This window comes from Paenibacillus sp. AGC31, assembly GCF_057334655.1.
This window is the reverse complement of the sequence record NZ_JBHFJH010000033.1, coordinates 95,289-117,753: the sequence shown is the minus strand read 5'-3', so window position 1 is coordinate 117,753 and position 22,465 is coordinate 95,289. Positions and strand designations below refer to the sequence as shown.

The 22,465-nt window shown below is 44.5% G+C and carries 26 protein-coding genes; all 26 read left to right on the top strand.

The window, feature by feature from the left end; genetic code table 11:
* Nucleotides 1-344: 344 nt before the first annotated feature.
* The 26 genes from flgB to ACE04G_RS21340 all read left to right on the top strand — a co-directional run bounded on the left by flgB (nt 345) and on the right by ACE04G_RS21340 (nt 22,458).
* Nucleotides 345-752, top strand: coding sequence for a flagellar basal body rod protein FlgB (gene flgB, locus ACE04G_RS21465; protein WP_076208905.1), 408 nt, complete (start codon nt 345-347; stop codon nt 750-752).
* Nucleotides 753-758: 6 nt separating this feature from the next.
* Nucleotides 759-1,208, top strand: coding sequence for a flagellar basal body rod protein FlgC (gene flgC, locus ACE04G_RS21460; RefSeq protein WP_017689191.1), 450 nt, complete (start codon nt 759-761; stop codon nt 1,206-1,208).
* 57 nt (nt 1,209-1,265) lie between these two features.
* Nucleotides 1,266-1,577, top strand: a complete 312-nt coding sequence (gene fliE, locus ACE04G_RS21455) for a flagellar hook-basal body complex protein FliE (protein ID WP_017689190.1) — start codon at nt 1,266-1,268, stop codon at nt 1,575-1,577.
* 137 nt (nt 1,578-1,714) lie between these two features.
* A complete protein-coding gene (fliF, locus tag ACE04G_RS21450) occupies nt 1,715-3,298 on the top strand; it encodes a flagellar basal-body MS-ring/collar protein FliF (RefSeq protein ID WP_076208903.1) in 1,584 nt (527 codons plus the stop codon).
* A gap of 11 nt (nt 3,299-3,309) precedes the next feature.
* The gene (fliG, locus tag ACE04G_RS21445; protein ID WP_047842476.1) at nt 3,310-4,326 is read left to right on the top strand and encodes a flagellar motor switch protein FliG; all 1,017 of its coding nucleotides are present in this window, start codon (nt 3,310-3,312) and stop codon (nt 4,324-4,326) included.
* Nucleotides 4,319-5,182, top strand: coding sequence for a FliH/SctL family protein (locus ACE04G_RS21440; protein ID WP_221824183.1), 864 nt, complete (start codon nt 4,319-4,321; stop codon nt 5,180-5,182). The genes fliG and ACE04G_RS21440 overlap by 8 nt, the downstream gene beginning before the upstream one ends.
* The gene (gene fliI, locus ACE04G_RS21435; RefSeq protein ID WP_221824182.1) at nt 5,169-6,488 is read left to right on the top strand and encodes a flagellar protein export ATPase FliI; all 1,320 of its coding nucleotides are present in this window, start codon (nt 5,169-5,171) and stop codon (nt 6,486-6,488) included. The genes ACE04G_RS21440 and fliI overlap by 14 nt, the downstream gene beginning before the upstream one ends.
* An 11-nt stretch (nt 6,489-6,499) precedes the next feature.
* Entirely contained in the window at nt 6,500-6,952 is a 453-nt protein-coding gene (gene fliJ / locus ACE04G_RS21430) for a flagellar export protein FliJ (RefSeq protein ID WP_076208901.1), read from the top strand.
* 43 nt (nt 6,953-6,995) lie between these two features.
* Nucleotides 6,996-7,937 carry a MotE family protein gene (locus tag ACE04G_RS21425; protein ID WP_221824181.1) on the top strand — a complete coding sequence of 314 codons (942 nt, stop codon included), beginning with the start codon at nt 6,996-6,998 and terminating at the stop codon, nt 7,935-7,937.
* Between the two features lie 39 nt (nt 7,938-7,976).
* Nucleotides 7,977-9,365, top strand: a complete 1,389-nt coding sequence (locus ACE04G_RS21420; protein ID WP_221824180.1) for a flagellar hook-length control protein FliK — start codon at nt 7,977-7,979, stop codon at nt 9,363-9,365.
* Between the two features lie 19 nt (nt 9,366-9,384).
* Nucleotides 9,385-9,942 (top strand): flagellar hook capping FlgD N-terminal domain-containing protein, encoded by a 558-nt coding sequence (locus ACE04G_RS21415; RefSeq protein ID WP_221824179.1) that lies wholly within the window; start codon nt 9,385-9,387, stop codon nt 9,940-9,942.
* Nucleotides 9,939-10,322 (top strand): TIGR02530 family flagellar biosynthesis protein, encoded by a 384-nt coding sequence (locus tag ACE04G_RS21410; RefSeq protein ID WP_221824178.1) that lies wholly within the window; start codon nt 9,939-9,941, stop codon nt 10,320-10,322. The genes ACE04G_RS21415 and ACE04G_RS21410 overlap by 4 nt, the downstream gene beginning before the upstream one ends.
* A gap of 81 nt (nt 10,323-10,403) precedes the next feature.
* Entirely contained in the window at nt 10,404-11,219 is an 816-nt protein-coding gene (gene flgG, locus ACE04G_RS21405; protein ID WP_047842482.1) for a flagellar basal body rod protein FlgG, read from the top strand.
* A gap of 68 nt (nt 11,220-11,287) precedes the next feature.
* The gene (locus ACE04G_RS21400) at nt 11,288-11,509 is read left to right on the top strand and encodes a flagellar FlbD family protein (RefSeq protein WP_076208897.1); all 222 of its coding nucleotides are present in this window, start codon (nt 11,288-11,290) and stop codon (nt 11,507-11,509) included.
* Nucleotides 11,509-11,970 carry a flagellar basal body-associated FliL family protein gene (locus ACE04G_RS21395; protein ID WP_036609360.1) on the top strand — a complete coding sequence of 154 codons (462 nt, stop codon included), beginning with the start codon at nt 11,509-11,511 and terminating at the stop codon, nt 11,968-11,970. The genes ACE04G_RS21400 and ACE04G_RS21395 overlap by 1 nt, the downstream gene beginning before the upstream one ends.
* Nucleotides 11,971-12,009: 39 nt before the next feature.
* Nucleotides 12,010-13,008 carry a flagellar motor switch protein FliM gene (gene fliM, locus ACE04G_RS21390; protein WP_036609359.1) on the top strand — a complete coding sequence of 333 codons (999 nt, stop codon included), beginning with the start codon at nt 12,010-12,012 and terminating at the stop codon, nt 13,006-13,008.
* Complete coding sequence (fliY, locus tag ACE04G_RS21385; RefSeq protein ID WP_449004595.1) at nt 12,998-14,272, top strand: flagellar motor switch phosphatase FliY; 1,275 nt, start codon at nt 12,998-13,000, stop codon at nt 14,270-14,272. Before fliM ends, fliY begins: the two co-directional genes overlap by 11 nt.
* A 28-nt stretch (nt 14,273-14,300) precedes the next feature.
* Nucleotides 14,301-14,666: a response regulator gene (locus ACE04G_RS21380; RefSeq protein ID WP_017689175.1), complete on the top strand. Its 366-nt coding sequence runs from the start codon at nt 14,301-14,303 to the stop codon at nt 14,664-14,666.
* 11 nt (nt 14,667-14,677) lie between these two features.
* Nucleotides 14,678-15,214, top strand: a complete 537-nt coding sequence (locus tag ACE04G_RS21375; RefSeq protein WP_143760270.1) for a flagellar biosynthetic protein FliO — start codon at nt 14,678-14,680, stop codon at nt 15,212-15,214.
* The gene (fliP, locus tag ACE04G_RS21370; protein ID WP_017689173.1) at nt 15,211-15,966 is read left to right on the top strand and encodes a flagellar type III secretion system pore protein FliP; all 756 of its coding nucleotides are present in this window, start codon (nt 15,211-15,213) and stop codon (nt 15,964-15,966) included. Before ACE04G_RS21375 ends, fliP begins: the two co-directional genes overlap by 4 nt.
* Nucleotides 15,967-15,991: 25 nt before the next feature.
* Nucleotides 15,992-16,261, top strand: a complete 270-nt coding sequence (gene fliQ, locus ACE04G_RS21365) for a flagellar biosynthesis protein FliQ (protein ID WP_047842485.1) — start codon at nt 15,992-15,994, stop codon at nt 16,259-16,261.
* A gap of 10 nt (nt 16,262-16,271) precedes the next feature.
* Nucleotides 16,272-17,060: a flagellar biosynthetic protein FliR gene (gene fliR / locus ACE04G_RS21360; RefSeq protein ID WP_036609353.1), complete on the top strand. Its 789-nt coding sequence runs from the start codon at nt 16,272-16,274 to the stop codon at nt 17,058-17,060.
* A 23-nt stretch (nt 17,061-17,083) separates the two neighbouring features.
* Entirely contained in the window at nt 17,084-18,166 is a 1,083-nt protein-coding gene (flhB, locus tag ACE04G_RS21355; RefSeq protein ID WP_176872693.1) for a flagellar biosynthesis protein FlhB, read from the top strand.
* Between the two features lie 25 nt (nt 18,167-18,191).
* Nucleotides 18,192-20,225: a flagellar biosynthesis protein FlhA gene (flhA, locus tag ACE04G_RS21350; protein WP_091017288.1), complete on the top strand. Its 2,034-nt coding sequence runs from the start codon at nt 18,192-18,194 to the stop codon at nt 20,223-20,225.
* Entirely contained in the window at nt 20,222-21,574 is a 1,353-nt protein-coding gene (flhF, locus tag ACE04G_RS21345) for a flagellar biosynthesis GTPase FlhF (protein ID WP_449004594.1), read from the top strand. Before flhA ends, flhF begins: the two co-directional genes overlap by 4 nt.
* Nucleotides 21,571-22,458, top strand: a complete 888-nt coding sequence (locus ACE04G_RS21340) for a MinD/ParA family protein (RefSeq protein WP_237175956.1) — start codon at nt 21,571-21,573, stop codon at nt 22,456-22,458. Before flhF ends, ACE04G_RS21340 begins: the two co-directional genes overlap by 4 nt.
* The last annotated feature ends 7 nt before the right edge of the window (nt 22,459-22,465 follow it).

Sequence of the window (22,465 nt, the reverse complement as noted above, 5' to 3'; positions counted from 1 at the left end):
AGTGCTGCCGAGACGAGAAAGGTTTTTTTTATTTTAAGAATGTTTAAGAACAATCAGGGAGAGTATTAACATACTTTTGTTTTGGGCCTGAACATTTACGAAAAAATTCATAATTTGCAGAAAATACACAAAAAGCCCTGTCTTTCAGAAAAGATAGGGCTTTTTTCTTATTGTAATATATCCCAAACTCGAAGAAACTTATGTTATACGACAACATCAGAGTTAATTCTACTTAAGTCCTAGAAAACCGTGTAAAGACGAATGTTTTTGTCGAAAAAACATTAGGATTTTCAAGGAAGAAGATTCAATCTTTTTCCATAACTTCTAAAGAGAGGAGGGGGATTGTGAATCTTTTAAACGATATCAGTTTTAAAAGATTGCAAGGTGCACTCGATGCGTCCAATATCAGACAGCGAACAATTGCTGACAACATCGCGAACGCCGATACCCCGTATTTCAAGCGCTCGAACGTTTCTTTTGAAGAAATGTTACAAGGGCAAATGAATGGAGATATGCCTGTTCTTAAGGGTAAAGTAACTGATGCAAGGCATTTTGTCATAGGTCCTTCCTCTTCCGTACCAACGCCAGTAGTTAATATGGACCAGTCAACCTCCATGAATAACAACGAAAACAATGTCGACATAGACAGAGAAATGAGTCTTCTGGCGGAGAATCAGTTGCGTTATAACGCTTATATTCAGCAAGTGAACGAACAAATTAAAATCATGCGTGTTGGCGTGGAAGGGAGATAACCTAAATTGAACATTAGTAATAGTTTTAGTATCAGTAGCTCAGCTCTGACAGCCCAACGGTTGCGGATGGACGTTATATCTTCCAACATTGCCAACGCAGAGACGACGCGCGCGAGCGTATCCAATGGTGAAGCGGTCCCTTACAAACGTAAAATGGTTGTGCTTGAGCCGAATAAAACGTCATTTGGTACGATGCTGCAAAATCAGATGAGAGGTAGCGGTTCAGGAGATGGCGTGAGAGTAACGGAGATTCGCGAGGATCAGTCACCTTTGAAGCCTGTGTATGACCCTTCTCATCCGGATGCCAATGCAGAAGGATATGTATTTATGCCTAATGTGGATATTGCGAAAGAAATGGTCGACATGATCTCTGCTTCCCGTTCCTATGAAGCAAACGTAACAGCACTGAATTCAACCAAAGCAATGATCTCCAAAGCTTTGGAGATTGGAAGATAAGTTGCTTTGAAATGAAAATAAGAAAAATACAAACCAGGATGAAGGGGAGGGACATTAATGATTCAGAACAACATGTTTAGCACACAGGGGATACAACCGCTACAGATGAAGAGTGCAACCGAAAGTAAGCCTTCTACACCAGCCGAAACCATTCAGAGCTTCGGTACATACTTACAGAATGCATTAGGGTCCGTTGCAGCACAGGAGGCTCAATCTCATGAAATGTCGAATCAATTTTTGGTCGGCAAAGCGAATGTGGATCAAGTGATGATTGCTTCAGAACAGGCCTTGTTAAGCCTACAACTCACAACTCAAGTCCGAAACAAAGTGGTTGAAGCATACCAGGAAGTTATGCGAACGCAGTTATAAAACAACCTACTTGCGCTTCGATAGTAGCGCTGATCATTACAACAAAGCAGCTGCGATGCTGCTCCTGATCGTCAACCTATGAAACGGATGGGGTTGAGTAAGGACAGACTAAGCAAAGTTTCGGATGGGGTGACAGAGTGAATGAGAGAATCGCCCAGTACAGGGATAAGGCATCCCAGTATTGGAATAGTTTTAGCAAAAAGCAAAAAGTATTATTTATATCCACCTTCCTGTTTCTGATTTTGGCTGCAGTTGTGCTCACGATGCAGTTGTCCAAGACGGAATATGAAGTTGCTTTTACAGATTTGAATGCAAGTGATTCAGCGGGCGTGATCAGTTATCTAGATTCATCTAGCATTCCATACAAATTAAGTTCAGATGGCAAGACCATATCCGTACCGAGTACAAGTGTTGCAATCGCAAAGGTCAACGTTGGATCTCAAGGGATTATTCAAAATGGTTCATTAGGGTATAAGTCATTTGAGGAGTCATCATCACCTATCGGGATGACGGATAAAGAGTTTGATGTAAAGTACAACAACGCTATAAACGGAGAAGTTGAACAGTTACTTCAGCGGATGCAAGGGATACAGGATGCTAAAGTACTCGTTAATATGCCGAAAGATAACATTTTTGCTGGTTTAGAAGAACAAGACAAAGCATCAGCATCGGTAGCTCTCCAATTCAAACCGGGTTATCACCCAAATCAGGCAGCGGTAGATGGCTACTTTAACTTGGTTAAGACTGCAATTCCTAATCTGCCTGTTGAGAACATCACGATTACGAACACAGATGAAGCAGAATTGATTCCAACTGCCCGAGGTGGCAGTGGCGGGTTGTCTTCCGAAGTTCAAGAAAACATGGCTTTACAGAAAAAGTTTGAAAACGATGTCCGTAATAACGTAAAGCAATTCCTTTCCCAGATTGTAGGGGAAGACAAAGTTAATGTTTTGGTAGCCTCCAAGCTTAATTTTGACAAAGAAACACGTAAGGAAAATCTGGTCACACCTGTTGATGTAGATAATATGAAAGGCATCGAGATCAGTGTGCAGGAGATTCAAAAGAGCTACACTGGCGCAAGCAACCCAACAGGTGGTGTTGCTGGCACAGGACAAGAGGAAGTTCCGGGTTACCCATCATCTGATGCAACCGGTAATTCTACCTCTGAAGAATCATCAAGCACTATAAACTACGATGTTAATCGAATCGCCAAGGATATCATTTCCAGTCCATATACTGTAAAAGACTTAACCATTAACGTTGCAGTTGAACCACCAAATGGAGAAACAGAATTACAGGGACCGGTTCAGGACGCAATTGAAAACATTTTGGTTAACATTGTTCGTGCTTCACTGGCAGACTCAGGCACTGTAATAAGTGACGCCGATCTGACAAAGAAAGTTTCAGTCATGTCACAAGGATTCCAGTCTGCCTCTGCAGACAATACAGGTTTCCAGCTTTCCTCAACGATGATGTGGGGTGGAGGCGCACTCATAGCGGCATTGATCGCAGCGGTAGTTATTTTGTTAGTACGCCGTCGCCGCAAACAAAACGAAGTCGAAGAAGAAGAGATTCCTCTTCCAATAGCAACAGAGTTCCCGTCCATTACGCTGGACAGTGTAACGAACGAAAGTCAGGTGCGCAAACAATTGGAGAGTTTGGCCAAGAAAAAGCCAGACGAATTCGTCAATCTGCTGCGTACATGGCTGGCTGACGAATAGAGGTGAACGCATTGGCGAAGGCAAGCAGTCAAGGTTTGACTGGAAGACAAAAAGCAGCAATTTTGTTGATTACATTAGGTCCGGAAGTATCGGCTCAGATCTTCAAACATCTGCGTGATGAGGAGATTGAGCAACTTACGTTGGAGATTGCCAACGTTCGCAAGGTTGATTCTTCCGAAAAGGACATGATCATGGCCGAGTTTCACCAGATCTGTCTGGCGCAGGAATATATCTCTCAGGGCGGTATCAACTATGCGAGAGAAATCCTGGAGAAAGCTCTGGGTTCATCAAAAGCACTTGAAGTCATTAATCGTTTGACAGCTACGCTGCAAGTTAGACCATTTGACTTTGCGCGCAAAGCAGATCCGAATCAAATTTTGAACTTTATTCAGAATGAAAGCCCGCAAACGATTGCCCTGGTTCTGTCTTACCTGCAATTCGAACAGGCAGCAGCGATTCTATCATCCTTGCCACAAGAGAAACAGGCAGATGTCGCTCGCCGGGTGGCTGTTATGGATAGTACTTCGCCAGAAGTTATCTCTCAAGTGGAGCGGGTTCTGGAACAGAAGTTATCTTCTACCGTAACACAGGATTACACCAATGCGGGTGGTATCGAATCGATCGTTCAGATTCTGAACGGAGTCGATCGGGGTACAGAGCGTACCATTTTGGACTCGCTTGAAATTCAGGATCCAGAGCTTGCAGAGGAAATCAAAAAACGTATGTTTGTATTCGAAGATATCGTCAATGTGGATGATCGTTCGATCCAGCGTATTATCCGGGATATCGACAACGCAGATCTGCAACTCGCACTCAAGGTGGCAAGCGAAGAGGTTCGGGATGCTGTGTTCCGGAACATGTCGAAGCGGATGTCCGAAACATTCAAAGAAGAGATGGAGTTCATGGGGCCTGTGCGATTGCGTGATGTTGAGGAAGCTCAGACACGCATTGTAGGAACGATACGGAGATTGGAAGAAGCCGGTGAGATCATTATCGCACGCGGTGGAGGAGATGATATCATTGTCTAATTTGATTAAATCTTTCCAGTATGTACCGGTTGATGACCGCAAAAAACTTGAAAATCACCATCATTATGGTGGTGCTGAGGAGTCTGAAACGGAATTATACGGTGATAGTGCTGAAGGTTCTGAGGCAGAAACGCTTCAAGCACGCGTGGACGAAGAAACACAACGTCTTACCGCAGAAATGCTGGAAGATGCCAAGGAGTTTGCAGAAAAGCAAGTACGTGAAGCTTCAGAAGAGGCAGAACGCATGCTTCAAGAGGCCCGTGAACAGATCGACAGCTGGTGGCAGGAACAACGACAACAGGATGAACATCTGACCGAAGCGCTACGTTCACAAGGTTTTCAACAGGGTTTTGATGAAGGCAAAGTACAAGCTGAACTGGATCTCCAGGTGCAGATCGAAAAGATGATGATTGAAGCCCAGGAAGTGCTCAAGGAAGCTTATGTAGCTAAAGATCAGATCATTCAGGAAGCCGAACCGTTCCTCGTGGAGCTCGCTTGCGGGATCGCTGAGAAAGTCATTGATAAGCAACTTACCATTGAACCCGATCATACATTGGAACTGATTCGTCAGAGTTTGTCACGTAAACGGGAGCAGGGTTTGATCACACTCTGTGTGGCACCTGATCAGTTTACATTTGTACAGGCAGCTCGTGAAGAATTGTCTCTGTCTATTGACTCTCAGGCAGAATTGCAGATTTTGCCTGATTCAACGGTCAAAGATAAGGGATGTGTCATTCGTTCTTCGTTTGGAAGTGTAGATGCGAGAATTGATACACAGCTTGCTGAGATTAAAAAAGAACTGGTCCGCATAGCACTTGAGGATGAGGAGCGAAGAAATCAACATGAAGGTTCTTAGTTCACAGCGATATATGGAACATTTGCGCCAATTCGATCCTGTTCGTATTAACGGTAAAGTTACTCAGGTCATTGGTCTTATGGTGGAGTCAGAAGGGCCAGATGCAAGTATCGGTGACGTATGTTATATCTATCCTGGTAAATCGGCCAAGCCTCTTCAAGCCGAAGTTGTTGGGTTTCGAGATAACAAAGTGCTGCTTATGCCACTGGGTGAACTTCAATCCATCGGCCCTGGTTGTGATGTAGTAGGTACGGGTAAGCCACTTGGTGTTCAGGTAGGCTCCGAATTGCTCGGTAAAGTATTGGACGGACTTGGACAGCCGCTGGACGGTTCCCTCCTTCCATCCAGAATGCCGATGTATTCTACCTCCAATACTCCGGTCAATCCAATGGATCGTCCACGTGTACTTGAAACGATGGGTGTTGGTGTAAGGGCTATCGATGGATTGCTGACCGTAGGTAAGGGACAGCGTGTGGGTATTTTTGCCGGTTCTGGTGTTGGTAAGAGTACTTTGATGGGCATGATCGCTCGTAATACCGCGGCGGATGTCAATGTCATCGCGCTTGTAGGTGAGCGTGGACGTGAGGTTCGCGACTTTATTGAACGGGATCTGGGTCCGGAAGGATTGGAACGTTCCGTAGTCATTGTTGCAACATCAGATCAGCCTGCTCTGATTCGGATTAAGGGAGCAGTTATTGCAACTACCATTGCAGAGTATTTCCGAGATCGTGGAATGAACGTGATGCTTATGATGGATTCGGTTACTCGATATGCGATGGCTCAAAGGGAAGTCGGTTTGGCTGTAGGTGAACCTCCGGCAATGAGAGGATATACGCCATCGGTATTTGCGAGTTTACCCAAACTGCTTGAACGGGCAGGCACAGGGCCTACGGGTTCGATTACAGCCTTTTATACCGTTCTGGTTGATGGGGATGACATGAACGAACCGATCGCCGATGCGGTGAGGGGTATATTGGATGGCCACATTGTGTTAAACCGATCCATTGCGAATAAAGGTCATTTTCCAGCGATCGATGTACTAGCCAGTATAAGTCGTGTCATGAAGGATATTGCTCCGGAAGAGCAGCTGGAAGCCGTTAATAATATGAAACGTTTGATGGCTGTGTACAAAGAGTCGGAGGATTTGATCAATATTGGAGCTTACCAGCGGGGATCAAATGCAGCGATTGATGAATCCATAGACCAGATTGATAGTATATGGAACTTTACCAAGCAGAAAGTTGACGAGAAAGTCACCTTAAATGAAGTGCAGGAACGTTTGATTCTTGAATTTGCAAGGAGATGAATGGTTAAGCGATGAAATTTCGATATCATTTCCAGAAAGTTGTTGACCTGAAGAGTAATGAAAAAACACAGGCAGAGTGGATGTTATCCACAGCGATCGGTAAACTTCAGACGGAGGAAGAGCATCTGATACAACTTCTGAACGATAGAAATAATCTGGTCGGGATTATCCAATCTGCTACGGAAAATACAGCGTCTGTAAACAGTCTGCAGGAGATGCAGCGATATGTACATCATCTTGACGAGTGCATTTCACGTAAAAACAATGATGTTAAACATGCTCAGGTCAATGTGCAGCGGAATCAGACGTTTCTGAACGGTAAGATGGTTGATGAAAAAGTATGGCTTGGAGCGAGAGACAAGGCCAAGATCAAATTTCAGCAGGATATGCTCCTCCGGGAACAGAACGATCTGGACGAGATGGCTACTGTACGCTTCGCTGCCAAAGCCGGACGCGCGAATTGATGTGAGCCGGACGCGAAGTTGTCTCGTGAAGGAGGAATGAACGATGGCTGTTAAAGACGATAGCGACATGGAAAAAGAATCGGGAGGCGGCTGGGAAAAATTTCTCATGATTTCCATCCCGATTGTATTCACCGTAGTATTGCTGGGCGTATTGCTTACGCTTTTTAATGTAGATATTCGTAATAATTTGTTCGAATTCGCCAACAAGATCCCGGTAGTTAAGGAATGGGTACCTGATCCTGTGCTGGACCCTGAGAAAGATAAGCTGGAGAAAAGTGAGCAGCAGGTTGAAAGTGCTGAAGCCACAATCGAAAAGCTGAAATCCCAAGTAACTGCCAAAGAAACAGAACTTAAGGCAGCACAGGAAGCGACAACAACTGAAGCGAAGAAGGCCACGGACCTTCAGAAGAAGTTGGATGATGCGGAAAAAGCGGCTGAAACAGCTACGGCAGCAACGCCAGAAACGGAATCCGATTATCAAAAGCAAATCAAAGATTTAGCTAAAATGTATGCGGACATGAGCCCAAGCAAAGCTGCACCGATTTTGCAAAATATGACGAATGAGGAAATGGTATTGTTGTTGAATGCCATGCAGTCATCTGCTCGGACCAAGGTGCTTGAAAAGATGGACCCGAAAACAGCAGCCGATGTCACCATGATGATGAAGGATGCCAAACCGTCTGGGGATCTGGCGCTGGATGCGCTGCAATCCAGATTGAAGAAAGAAACCGCAGCAACTTCAACCGCATCCACAACCACAAGCAAAAACCTGGATAAAAACCAGCTTAGTCAAACATTTGCTTCGATGTCTGCTTCAAGTGGTGCCAAGCTATTATTGGAAACATACAAGCTAAGTCCTGACAAAACATTGACCATCCTGAATTCAGTAGATGATGCAACACGCTCTCAATTGCTTGAGAACATGTCTTCAGAGGACTCGGTTGAAACTGCAAAAATTTTGAACAAATTAATGGGCAACAAGTAGAACTGATTACACTGTAGAACCGAGAGGAGGTGAAAATAAATGTCGATTGTATATCAAATGGCATCCACAGCATCTGCAAAAGCAACAGGGGCAGTTCAGACAACCGGAGCACAATCGAAAGGTTCAGCTGCAGGTGCTAGCGGTGAATTTCTCCAAACTCTTGCACAATCGTTATCTGGAGGAAACACAGAAGGTGATAGTTCAAGCGCTACTGGAAGCTTAACTGCCAATCCGTTGGTCTTTTCCTTTGCTACAAGTGAAGAAGGAGAAGCGGCATCAATCACAGCTATACTGAATTCGTTGTTCACGGACTTGGATTCACTTGACGAAGCTTTGGAAAATGACCCAGCTCTACTTGCAGGTTTGCAAACTCTGATTCAACAGATGTATACACAATTAAGTAAACCTTCAGGTACTGATGCAGAAGGTTCCGACGAGTCTTCGAACGGAGCGGAAAGCGCAAAAACAGTACCCGCAATTGAACTGTCGCAGCATCCGGCAGCAGTACGTTTTGTTCTGCAAGATATGCTTACACAATTAGTAGCTGGAATGAATGATCCTGAGAGTAATGTTGCGAAGAACGCTCCTGAATTCAAACATCTGTTACAATCTCTGCAGAGTCAGCTTCAAGAGGCTGGAGTGGATACCACTAGTAACAAAGGATGGACTGAACTGAAATCCATACTGGATACATTGACTGCAGTTAAGGATCAGACTGCACAAGTCGCTACAAGTACTTCGCTTCAAACATCTAAACAGGATTCTGTTGTGCCACAAGTTATTGTTGCGGCAGTGGCGAATTCTGGAACCCAGGTGAAAGCTGAGGCTGAGACAACATCTGCTTCAAATGCAGGTGGAGAAGCGGAACACTCAACCATCATTACTGCAGGAGAGCTGTCTTTGCGTTCATCAGGTACAACAGCAGGAAAGCCGGCTGAACCTGTAATGCAAACATCACAGTTTGCCAAGGAAATGACACAGTTTGTTGTTAACAAGCTGGATATTGTCCAGCAAAAAGGATTTTCCGAGGCGACCATCTCACTTCGGCCTGAGCATTTAGGTAAGTTGGACGTTCAAATTACCATGCAGAACGGGCAGTTGGTTGCACGGTTTATGACTGAACATACGATGGCTAAAGACATGCTTGAACAACAAATGACGCAGCTACGTTCTTCACTTCAAGCCCAGGGAATTCAAGTGGAACGACTTGAGGTTACTCAGAACAGTTCAATCGGATCACAGATGTATCAGGACGGAGGCCGTCAGCCGGGAAGTAATTCTCAGCAACAACGCCGTTCGCGTGAGCGTGAGGAACAATCGGATGATGCTATAGCTACAGCAGGAATTCAAGAAGAATTGCGTAACTGGCGTAGCGAGCAAGTCGAAGGAAATGAATTACAGAGAGATACATTTAGTGCTAAGGCTTAAACAGAAATGAGGTGAGCAAATGGCTAATGAAATTGTTTCAACGAATAATACCTGGCCGAACTATTCGGCAGCCAATAAAGCAACTACAAGTGCTGCAACAAAAGAATTGGGTAAAGATCAGTTTCTAAAAATCCTGATTACCCAGCTGCAAAATCAAGACCCGATGCAGCCGATGGAGGATAAGGAATTTATCGCTCAAATGGCACAGTTCAGCTCAGTGGAACAACTGGTCAATATTTCTACCCAGCTCAAAACATTGAACCAGTCACTTGGTGCTGTATCCGGCATGATTGGCATGGAGGTAAGTTGGCTTTCTTCTAATAAAGATGATAACGGAACTCTTCGCCAGGGTATTGTAGATTCCATCATTGTAAGAGATAGCGTTCAATACGCAAAAGTGGGCAAAGACGAGATTAAGCTGGATGAGATCATTCAGGTGAATTATCCAAAACAGGCAGAAGAGAGTCAAACTCCGGTACAGAACGTTCAGGACGTAACCCCTGAAACGAACGAGAGCCAGCCAGTTGAATCATCCACTGAAACGGGTGACACGGAAGATAGCGGGAAAACGATATGAGTGATCGCATAACGGTTGGACAATTATACGCAGGCCCGATTACACCGAATATGCTTCAAAGACCCAAAACGGGAGAAGCTTCGGTCATACCCGAAAAACCTTTTGCAAAGGTGCTGGAAGATAATCTTCTGAAATTGAGCAATCATGCTGCCAAACGATTGGAACAGCGTGGTATTGAACTCAAGACCGAGCAAATGGAACAGATTGGTTCTGCTTTGGACAAAGCTGCTGCTAAAGGAGCCAAAGAGTCATTGATTTTAATGCAGGATATGGCTTTTATCGTCAATGTCAAAAATCGTACTGTGGTTACAGCTATGGATAGTGAGAGCATGAAGGATAATGTGTTCACTCAGATTGATAGTGCCGTAATCATTTCTTAACCGGCTGGCCCTTCTCGGGAGCCGGAATGCCGCTGACCGACTGATGCGGTAACCAAATGAAGACTGGGAGGATTTTTTAAAATGATAAAATCAATGTACTCAGGCGTTTCCGGGATGCGGGGTTTCCAAACAAAACTCGACGTAATAGGTAACAATATTGCGAACGTAAACACGGTTGGCTTCAAAGGCAGTCGGGTTATGTTCAAAGATATTATGAGCCAAACAACGGCAGGGGTAACTGCCCCTGGCGATGCAAGTGGTGGTGTCAATGCGAAACAAATCGGTCTTGGTGTAACGGTAGGTTCAATTGATACGCTGCATCTGGCAGGTAGCCCAATGACAACGAATAATCCAACAGATCTTCGGATTAATGGAGATGGATTCTTCTTGGTACGTTTGAGTGAAGATCAGGAAATACCTTACCTGACTCGTGCAGGGGATTTCCATGTGGATGCTGCACGTAACCTTTTGACTTCGGATGGATTGTTTGTTCTGGATAATGGTGGTGGAAATATTACGATACCGGATGATGTGGTTTCCTTCACGATAGGTCAGGATGGAACAATTAACCAAACCATGGCAGACGGAACCATCGAAGCAGGTCCACAGCTTGGAATAGGTAAAGTTGTCAATCCAGAAGGCCTTGAGAAAATTGGGGGCAACTTGTACCGTATGACAGCAAACGCGAATCCGGATGGGGCGCTGGAACCATTAACAGCGAACAGTGCTGAGGACGGAACAGGAGCAATCATTGCTGGACAGCTCGAGATGTCTAACGTGGATCTGACTGGAGAGTTTACTGAGATGATTGTAGCTCAACGTGGATTCCAGGCAAACTCCCGGATCATTACAACGTCGGATGAAATACTTCAGGAAGTTGTTAACCTGAAACGTTAATAGCTGATTAATGAATTTTTAAAACGTGGGGGAGCTTGCTCCTCCCACTCTGATCAAGGGGGCTTAGCATGATTTCGGTTACGCGGTTAAATGGTTCTCCCATGTGGTTAAATGCGCTGATGGTTGAAATTGTGGAAGAGACGCCGGATACGTATATTACTCTGGTAACTGGAAAGAGACTGATTGTGCTTGAAAAAGCCGATGACGTTATTTCCAAGATTAAAGATTACAACCGTGAAATCGGGGTTCAGGCAGCCACTATTAAAGTGCAGCAAACGGAGGAATCCTGATGAAAAAAATGATGCCCTGGCTTGCAACAATGTTGCTGGCGATAACACTCATTGTGGTGGTTGTGTTTGTATTTATGCAAGGACAGAACGGAAATAAGGACGACACACATACGGCGGCGGCTTCAGAAGCCAAGAAGATGACTGCGGATGAGATTGTAGAGGTTTCCTCTGAGCTTGGAGAAATTAAAACCAATTTGGCTGATACGGATCATGTTGTAGTTGTCAGCTTCTCATTCAAGTTGTCAGACAAAACAGCCAAAGAAGATTTCGAGAAAATCAAAGAAATTACAGTGAAGCCAATTATCATTCAGACGTTTGCGGATACAAAGTCTGAGGAGCTGGCTACAGCGAAGGGCCGCGTACAATTTAATGAGAGATTGACGGGACTAATTAATGAAGCTTTACCTGAAGGTAAGTTGAGCAGCACCAGTTTTTCAGCTTTTGTAATGGCGCCAATGTAATGAACAGAACACGCTGTAGACCTGTAAGGGGGTGAGAACATGGTGGATGTATTATCACAAAATGAGATTGACGCCCTATTAGCAGCCCTTTCTTCTGGTGAAATGGACGCAGAAGAATTGAAGAAGGAAGAAACTCAGAAGAAAATTAGATCGTACGATTTTAAGCGGGCAGTGCGTTTTTCCAAGGACCATATCAGAAGCTTGACTCGTATTCACGAAAACTTTGCACGCTTTCTCACCACTTATTTTTCAGCCCAACTGCGGACGTTCGTTCAAATCAATGTCGTTCAGGTCGAACAGTTGCCTTATGATGAGTTTATCCGTTCTATTCCTAAGATGACGATATTGAACATTTTTGAAGCGGAGCCACTACAGGGACGAATGGTGATGGAAGTCCATCCAAACGTGGGATATGCGATGTTGGATCGCCTGCTTGGTGGAACCGGAATTGCTCCAACCAAGATCGCATCCATGACGGAGATTGAGACGACCATCATGGAGCGGATATTCAGCCGAGCATTTGAAAGTTTGCAGGAAGCATGGAAGACTGTGTTGGATATTTCCCCAAGGATGGAAGCGCTCGAGACCAATCCGCAATTTATGCAGATTGTATCTCCCAATGAGACCATTGCTCTGATCTCGCTCAGTACCAAAATTGGTGACACGACAGGCATGATCAATCTATGTATACCGCATGTCGTTCTTGAACCTATTATGTCACGGTTGTCAACTCATCAGTGGTTTGTTTCGGAGAAGAAAACGAGAGCTCCGGAGGAGTATGATGCTCTAAAAGAGCGTGTAAACAAAGCCAAGTTACCAATCGTTGCGGAATTGGGAGAATCGAGAATTTCAATTGCAGAATTTCTGGGTCTGTCCGTTGGCGATGTCATTACGTTGAACAAACCAGTTGATGAGGGACTTTCCATAAAAGTGGGTGACAAACTGAAATACATGGGCAGTCCGGGGACAATCAAAGACCGTGTGGCTGTGCAAATAGACAAGATTGTCACCGAAGGAGTTGAAGAATTTGACGAGTAAGGATTATTTATCCCAAGAAGAAATCGATGCTTTGCTCAGGCAATCGGAATCGATAAACAGCTCGGAACCCGCTGAAAAGACGGTTGATGATTTTTTGACCGAGCTGGAGCAGGATGCCTTGGGGGAGATTGGTAACATTACATTTGGTAGCGCGGCAACAGCCTTATCCACGCTATTAGGCCTCAAAGTAGATATTACAACACCTAAAGTTTCTATCATTAGTCGAACGCAGTTTGAAGAAGCTTTTCCTAAGCCGCATGTTGCCGTTCATGTGAATTACGTGGATGGATTTGAAGGCATTAACTCACTTGTTATCAAGAAGAGAGATGCTCAAGTCATCGCTGATTTGATGCTGGGTGGCGAAGGAAATCCGGTCGATGAAGAACTGAATGAAATCCATATTAGTGCAGTACAGGAAGCGATGAACCAGATGATGGGTTCCTCTGCAACCTCAATGTCCACCATTTTTAATCGTTTTGTGAATATTTCCCCTCCGGGAATCGATATTCTCAATCTGGAGAGTGGAGAGGGTGTAAGTAATCTTCCAGCAGATGAGACACTTATCCAAGTTTCATTTCGTTTGTTAATCGGGGATCTGATCGATTCCAATCTGATGCAGTTGCTTCCAGTACATTTTGCCAAAAGCATGGTAGATATGCTGATTGGAGGCGCTCAGGAGTCAACTGCCAGCGCACCAGTGGCATCAACACCTGAACCTGCGCCAGCAGCTGTACCAGCAACGCCACCACCGATTGCGGAGCAGCCGCCCGTTCAGCACCAACAGGCTCCACAGGCTCCACAACAGCCTGCTCAGGACTATAACGGATATGGACAGGCCCCGATGGGTATGCCTCAAGGAATGCCGCCACAGCAGCCGTATGGCATGCCACCGCAGCAACCTTATGGTGCACCTCAGCATTACGGTGGAATGCCAAATAGGAATGTTAACGTACAACCAGTTCAATTCGCCAATTTGCAAAATGGGGCGTATGGTCAGGTAGACGAAAACAATTTGAATTTATTGATGGACATTCCCCTTAAGGTCACCGTAGAATTAGGAAGGACCCAGAAGCAAATTAAAGATATTTTGGAACTGTCACAGGGTTCGATTGTCGAACTGGATAAGTTAGCCGGGGAACCTGTCGATATTTTGGTGAATAACAAACTGATCGCCAAGGGAGAAGTTGTCGTTATTGACGAAAACTTTGGTGTTCGTGTTATAGATATCGTTAGCCAATGGGACCGAATTCAGAAATTACAATAAGCACAATTTAGGGAGGACTTGAATCAAGATGGCAAACCGAATTTTAGTCGTAGACGACGCTGCATTTATGAGAATGATGATCCGGGACATTTTGTCCAAAAATGGATATGAGGTTGTTGGTGAGGCACAGGATGGCTCACAAGCAATTGAGAAATTTAAAGAGCTTCGTCCGGATCTGATCACAATGGATATTACGATGCCTGAGATGGATGGCATTGCAGCTTTGAAAGAAATCAAGAAGATTGATGCTAACGCTAAAGTAATTATGTGCTCCGCGATGGGGCAACAAGCGATGGTAATCGACGCTATTCAAGCAGGTGCCAAAGACTTTATCGTTAAACCTTTCCAATCTGACCGGGTTATCGAAGCGATCAGCAAGACACTGGGCGTTTAAGAGACATGATGATGGCTCAGGGTGATATTCCAGGAGGAGCTGGCGTGGGAACCAATTATTATTTACAGCTTGTATGGGTGATTGTTGTCCTGGCCGTCATCCTGGCCCTTATTGTTTATCTGATCCGGTTCTTAAACAAACGGAATCAGCAAATGTTCCGGCACGGCACAATTCGTACCCTGGGCGGGGTTGGACTGGGGCAAAACAAGTCGCTGCAAATTATTGAAATTGGTGGAAGTGTATATCTGCTTGGTGTAGGTGAAGACATTCAGTTGGTAGATAAGGTTTCAGATCTGGAAGAGGCGCAAAGAATCATTGATTCCTTCGAAAGAGATGCTGCTGCACAACAAGGGAATCTCTCACCTCTCATTGCCAAGCTCACAAAACGTTTCCGTAGAGAAGAACCGCCGCGGGAAATGGAACTAGAGGACACAACTTCTTTTCACGAAATGTTTGAATCCAAACTTCGGCAGATGCCTAACCGTAAAGAGAAGATGGAAAAGCTCCTGGATAAAGACAATACTACAGATCGGTCGAGGGATTCATGAAGAAAAAGATTTGGTTAGCGTGTTGTTTATTAGGACTTATCAGTCTGGCATCTGTAACGGTTGCCTTTGCCGAACCCATTCCGAATATTGATATTCAGATTGGAAACGGTGATGGAGGGACACCAAGCACGAGTTCACTGTCCATCATTCTGTTAATTACGGTGCTTAGTATTGCTCCAGCAATGCTTGTACTGATGACCAGTTTTACTCGGATTGTAATTGTGCTCGGTTTTATACGTACATCTTTGGGTACACAACAAATGCCACCCAATCAGGTGCTGGTCGGTTTGGCGCTATTTCTGACACTTTTCATTATGTCGCCGACGTTGTCTTCCATAAATCAGGTAGCGCTTCAGCCCTATCTCCAGGGAGAGCTTACGCAAACAGAGGCACTTGAAAAAGCAGCTGATCCGATAAAGAAATTTATGTTTAGTCACACCAGAGAAAAAGATCTGTTGCTGTTTATGAAGTACAATCAGACTGAACAACCAAAGACCTACCAGGATATTCCAATCACTGTAATGGTACCGGCATATGTAATCAGTGAGTTGAAGACAGCATTCCAGATGGGGTTTATGATTTTTATTCCGTTTCTGGTTATAGACATTGTTGTCGCGAGTACACTCATGGCAATGGGGATGATGATGCTTCCGCCGGTCATGATCTCATTACCTTTCAAAATACTGCTCTTTGTCCTTGTAGACGGGTGGTATCTGGTTGTCAAGTCACTGTTACTGAGTTTTAATACTTGATCCGGAAAGTTAAAGGAGGACGGTCATGACTTCGGAATTTATTATCGGTCTGGCCGGGAAAGCGGTATACACGTCATTGCTGGCCAGCGCACCCATGCTTATACTAGCTCTGGTTGTAGGACTTGCAATCAGTATTTTTCAAGCGACAACTCAAATTCAGGAACAAACATTAGCTTTTGTACCCAAGATTGTTGCCGTACTTCTGGCAGTACTTTTGTTTGGACCTTGGATCTTAAATATCTTGGTCGATTTTACGTTTAACATTCTCGATAATCTATACAGATATATAGGGTAGGCTTTAGCAGATGGAGACATTATTGCAAAGTTTCCCTGTCGCTCTGCTTATGTTTTGTCGAATCACATCATTTTTTGTAACTGCACCAGTTTTTTCGGCTCGAAATGTGCCGGCTTCAGTTAAAATTGGTATCTCTGCATTTGTCACATTGTCTGTCTATCTGATCTATGGAATAGACCAGACCGTGCCTACAGATCTGAGCTATGTCTTATTGATCATCAGAGAGATTTTAATTGGCCTGCTTTTAGGTTTTGTGGCTTATCTGTTGATGACGGCTGTTCAGACTGCGGGGACCTTTATCGATCTACAGATCGGTTTTGGTATGGCTAATGTATATGATCCAATGACAGGTGCTTCAGCTCCACTTACAGGTAACTTGAAGTATGCATTTGCAATGCTTCTGTTTCTGACGATGAATGGACACCATTATTTGCTGGATGCGATAGTTTACAGTTACCGGTGGGTACCATTATCGAATGTGTTTTTCCTACGGTTGGCAGATGGAAGTATTGCTGAATTTTTGATTCAGACCTTAGGTCAATCATTTATGCTCGCTTTTCAGATGTCGGCTCCAATTGTAGTTGCGTTGTTTTTGACGGATGTTGGATTGGGTTTTTTGGCCAAAACTGCTCCTCAATTTAATGTATTTGCAGTTGGGTTGCCGCTTAAGTTACTCGTTGGTCTTGCTATTTTGCTTTTGCTGGTTCCCAGTTTCTCCTTTGTATTCAGTCAATTGTTCGAAGCGATATTCAGATCGATGGAAAAATTGCTTGGAACCATTGGACAAAGGCCCGGCTGAGTGAAACGGAGGAAAAGACACGGATGAAACTTCAACTCGACCTCCAGTTGTTTTCAGGGGAGAAGACGGAGAAAGCTACCCCGAAAAAGAGACAGGATACACGAAAAAAAGGACAGGTTGTAAAAAGCGCTGAACTATCTGGCGCCTCCATTCTCCTAATCGTGTTTTTGATCATGATGGTATTCAGCAATTTTTATAAAGAACGTATAGTTCGTCTGTTTACAGATATCTTCATCAATCGATTGAGTATGGATATCACCGGAGAGAATGTGATGGCGCTTATGATGCGCTATGGCATTGAAGTTTTGTTATTGATCGCTCCCGTTTTGCTGGGTGCGTTACTGGTTGCTTTGATCGTTAACTACATGCAAGTTGGTTTTCTTCTTGTAGGGGAAGGATTGAAGCCAAAACTTGAGAAACTGGACCCGATTAAAGGTTTCAAAAATATATTCTCTCTCCGCTCATTAGTGGAATTTGCTAAATCCATTTTGAAAATGTCGATTATCGGTTATCTCGTTTACAGTACAATTAAAGGCTACCAGTCAGATATTGCTTCACTTTCTCATTTTTCATTGGATGCTATTTTACATTTCGCTGCGTCGATCACTTTAAGTCTTGGTATCAAGATTGCAGTGGCATTAATGATACTTGCGATATTTGATTACATGTATCAGAAGTATGACCATGAGAAGAAGATTCGCATGTCCAAGCAGGACATTAAGGATGAGTACAAGAAAATGGAAGGCGATCCGCTGATCAAAGGTAAAATCCGGGAACGTCAGCGTCGTATGGCTATGCAGCGTATGATGCAGGAAGTGCCGAATGCGGATGTAATCATCACGAACCCGACCCACTTCGCGGTTGCGCTAAAGTATGAAGGTTCCGAGATGGAGGCACCGCAGATTATTGCCAAAGGTCAGGATTATGTCGCCTTGCGTATTAAGGAAATTGCCAAAGAAAACGGTGTTATTACGATGGAAAACAAGCCGTTAGCACGAGCATTGTTCCAGAGAGCCGAGATTGGTGACGCTATACCGGCCGATTTGTTTCAAGCGGTAGCCGAAGTGCTGGCTTATGTATATAAACTAAAGGGCAGAACGAAATAAAAGGGGATCGGAGGCCGTACATTCATTGAAGATTAAAGATATAGCTGTCCTTGCGGGTATCATTGGCATTGTGTTGATGATGATTCTCCCGATCCCGCCCTGGCTGTTGGACTTGTTGCTGGTCGTGAATATTTCAATTGCTCTGATGATACTCCTTGTTGCCATGAACAGCAAGGAAGCGTTGCAGTTTTCTATTTTTCCAGCTTTGCTGTTGATCACTACACTATTCCGACTGGCACTGAACATTTCGACAACCAAGCTAATCCTTGGTGATGGGGATGCCGGAGCTGTAGTTGCTACCTTTGGTAGCTGGATTGCTGGTGGGCAAATTGCGATTGGATTTATCGTGTTTTTGATCCTCGTTGTGGTTCAGTTTATCGTTATTACAAAGGGGTCTGAGCGCGTAGCTGAAGTTGCTGCCCGATTCACTCTCGATGCGATGCCTGGTAAACAAATGAGTATTGATGCGGATCTGAATGCGGGTTTGATCAACGAGCAACAAGCTCGTGAGCGTCGTTCCAAAATTGAACGTGAAGCCGATTTCTATGGAGCGATGGATGGAGCAAGTAAATTCGTAAAAGGTGACGCAATTGCAAGTATTATCATCCTCCTGATCAATCTCATTGGTGGATTTATAATCGGTATGACTGTGCATGGGATGGCTTTCGCAGATGCAATGTCAACATACTCTGTACTGACGATCGGAGATGGATTGGTAAGCCAAATCCCTGCTCTGCTTATTTCCACAGCAGCAGGCCTTATCGTCACAAGAGCGTCATCCGAAGGAAACCTGGCAGATGATATTACAGGGCAACTGTTTACATATCCAATACTTATTTATATCGTAGCTTTCGTTATCGCCATGCTCGGTTTCTTCACACCTATTCATGTTATTACTACGCTTCCGTTGGCAGGTGTGTTGGCATATGCCGCGTGGCGTATGCAGAATAATCTGAATTTGAAACAAGTAGCGGAAGAACAGTTGGAAGAAGAACAGCAGATTGAAGAGGTTAGAAGTCCTGAAAGTGTAATTAACCTGCTTCAGGTGGACCCTATTGAGTTTGAATTTGGTTATGGTTTAATCCCGCTTGCTGATAATCAGCAGGGTGGGGACTTATTGGATCGGATCATTATGATTCGGAGGCAGTGTGCTCTTGAACTGGGGTTGGTCGTACCGGTCATACGGATTCGAGATAATATCCAGCTTAGACCCAATGAGTATGTTATCAAAATCAAGGGTAATGTGGTAGGCGGAGGAGAACTGTTGCTGAATCATTACCTTGCCATGAGTCCTGGCTATGATGAGGAGTCTGTGACAGGTATTGAAACGACGGAGCCTGCTTTTGGACTTCCAGCACTATGGATTGATGAAGTAACCAAAGACAGAGCGGAACTTGCAGGATATACGGTCGTTGATCCGCCTTCCGTTGTGGCTACACATCTGACTGAACTGATTAAGAAACATGCGCATGAGTTACTTGGAAGACAAGAGACAAAAGCACTTGTGGATAATCTCAGAGAGAACTATTCTGCCCTTGTGGATGAACTGATCCCTTCGCTACTTTCGATTGGTGATGTACAGAAAGTTCTTGCCAAGTTATTGCGTGAGAAAATATCTATTCGGGATATGGTTACCATCTTCGAGACACTGGCGGACTATGGTACGTATACGAAGGATCCTGATGTGCTGACTGAATACGTCAGACAATCCCTCTCACGTCAGATTACTCAGCAGTTCTCTCAAAAAGGTGAGACACTTCGAGTGATCACGGTTGGACCTGGTCTTGAGAAGAAAATTGCTGAAAGTGTGCAACAATCGGATCAAGGCAGTTATCTTGCGCTGGACCCTGTATCTACACAAAGTGTATATCAGAAGCTCAGTGAACAAGTGAACCGTTTGATTCAATCAGGTCAGCAACCTGTTGTATTAACTTCTCCAACCATTCGGATGTATCTGCGTCAGGTTATTGAACGTACAATGCAGGACATTCCTGTGCTTTCCTACAGCGAGTTGGAGCCGAATGTTGAAATTCAAAGTATCGGGGTGGTGAACTTATGAGAGTAAAACAATACGTTGTTGAGACCATGCCCGAAGCTATGCTTCAAATTCGCAAAGACCTGGGAAGTGATGCCGTTATTCTGTCCACCAAAGAGATTAAGGTGGGCGGTGTAATGGGAATGTTTCGCAAAAAACGGATCGAAGTTGTAGCTGCAGTGGATAAGGAAGAAAACAAGCAAACAACAAAGCCAGTACAAAATCAATTCACACCTGTACCTCGTGCATTTGTACCTGAGGCTTATCGGCAAACAGCTCGTTCGTTTGTTGCGGCTTCTGATGAGTCGGCGACAATGAGTACAGGTGATCAAAGTGCACAGGACCAATCTGCGGCTGCGCCGTCTGTGTTTGAATCGCGTAATATCGGTTCAGACATAGACAGCGGCTCTGGTTCTTCGAGCACGGATCATAAACCGCGACCGCAAGGGGCGGATTTTTCGGGTTCAGCAACTGGTCCGAAGTCAACAGGTTCAGACCTGCAGCAGGATAAGTTGATGACTGAGTTGCAGGATCTTAAACAGATGGTAACCAGGCTTTCAAAGCAAGGTACTTCTGCGGATCCTGTGCCAGAGGAACTGCATACGATCCGAGAACGTTTGACAGAACAAGATGTTTGGCCTGAAGTATGGGAATCCTGGTTTGATTCAATTCAAGCAAAATGGTCTGAGGATGGATTGAAAGAACAGGATGTAGAGCAAATAGTGAAGCTTGAGGTTATGCACTTTTTGGAGCAACGTATTGAAGAAGGCATTCTTCCTACCACGCGAATCGTCTATGTAGCTGGACCAACTGGTGTAGGGAAAACAACGACAATTGCAAAATTAGCTGCTGAACAAATGTTCAAAAAACAGCGTAAAGTTGGATTCATTACATCAGATACGTATCGGATCTCGGCGGTAGAACAGCTTAGAACATATGCATCTATACTGAATGTTCCACTTGAGGTGGTGCAATCACCCGGTGATACACAACGTGCCATTTCTCGATTAGAGAATTGTGATTTGATCTTTATGGATACAGCGGGTAGAAACTACAGAAATGAATTACTTGTTTCGGAACTGCAAAGTTTGCTTGCTCCTGTAGAGAATAGCGAAACCTTTCTGGTCATGAGTATGACTTCCAAAAGTGCTGATATGGTTCAGATCACGGAACATTTCAGTAAATATGGTCTGGATAAGGTGATTTTCACCAAAATGGATGAGACTGGGAGTTGCGGTCCGCTATTTAACTTGTTACACCGTTTTCCACTCAAGCTCGCATATGTGGCAAATGGACAAAATGTTCCGGACGATTTGTTGAAGCCGGATGCAGATTCGTTGTCTAAACAGTTGCTGGGAGAATGGTCACAATGAAGGATCAGGCAGCTGCACTTCGAAGTATGGTCTCCGCGCCATTGGAATTGGAAGGCATTGAGCGAGATATTCGATCCTCGAAAATCATTACTGTGGCCAGTGGTAAGGGAGGTGTTGGTAAATCCAATTTTACACTGAACTTTGCCTTGGCATTGCAGGCTTTGGGGCAAAAGGTACTAGTATTTGATGCTGATATTGGAATGGCTAATATTGATGTTCTTATGGGTACGTCTTCTTCCTATAATCTTTACCACCTGTTATACCGACAAAAATCCATAAGGGAAATCATACAACTGGGTGCCAGTGGCTTGCCTTACATTGCTGGAGGATCGGGCATGAAAGAGTTGTTCTCATTGTCGGATCGTGATCTGGAGTTCTTCGCCAGTCAAGTCGAGGATATTGCCCAGGAAATGGATTATGTCATCTTTGACACTGGGGCAGGGCTTTCCAGAGAGAATATGAAGTTCATCGGTGCTGCCGATGAATGCCTGATTATAACCACACCTGAACCGACTTCTATAACCGATGCTTATGCTTTAGTCAAAGTTATGCACGGCCAGGAAAATGCTACGCCCTTTCGGATGATCGTTAACCGGGTGGAGGACGAACGAGAAGCGGAACGGGTGGCAGATAAAATAGCTGGAGTGGCGAGGCGGTTTTTGCAGACGGATATTCCGCTGCTTGGGTATATTTCAGAAGACGCCCAGGTAGTCAAGGCGGTTAAAAGGCAAATGCCCTATAGTCTGGCTTATCCCAATGCCAAAGCCTCCAAAGATATAGAGAAACTTGCTCTTCGTTATCTGGCTGTACCTGCAACTCCGGGATCCGGAACCTTGACAGGAATCAGGGGATTTATGAATAAGTGGCTTAAACGGACAACATGATTTCTGA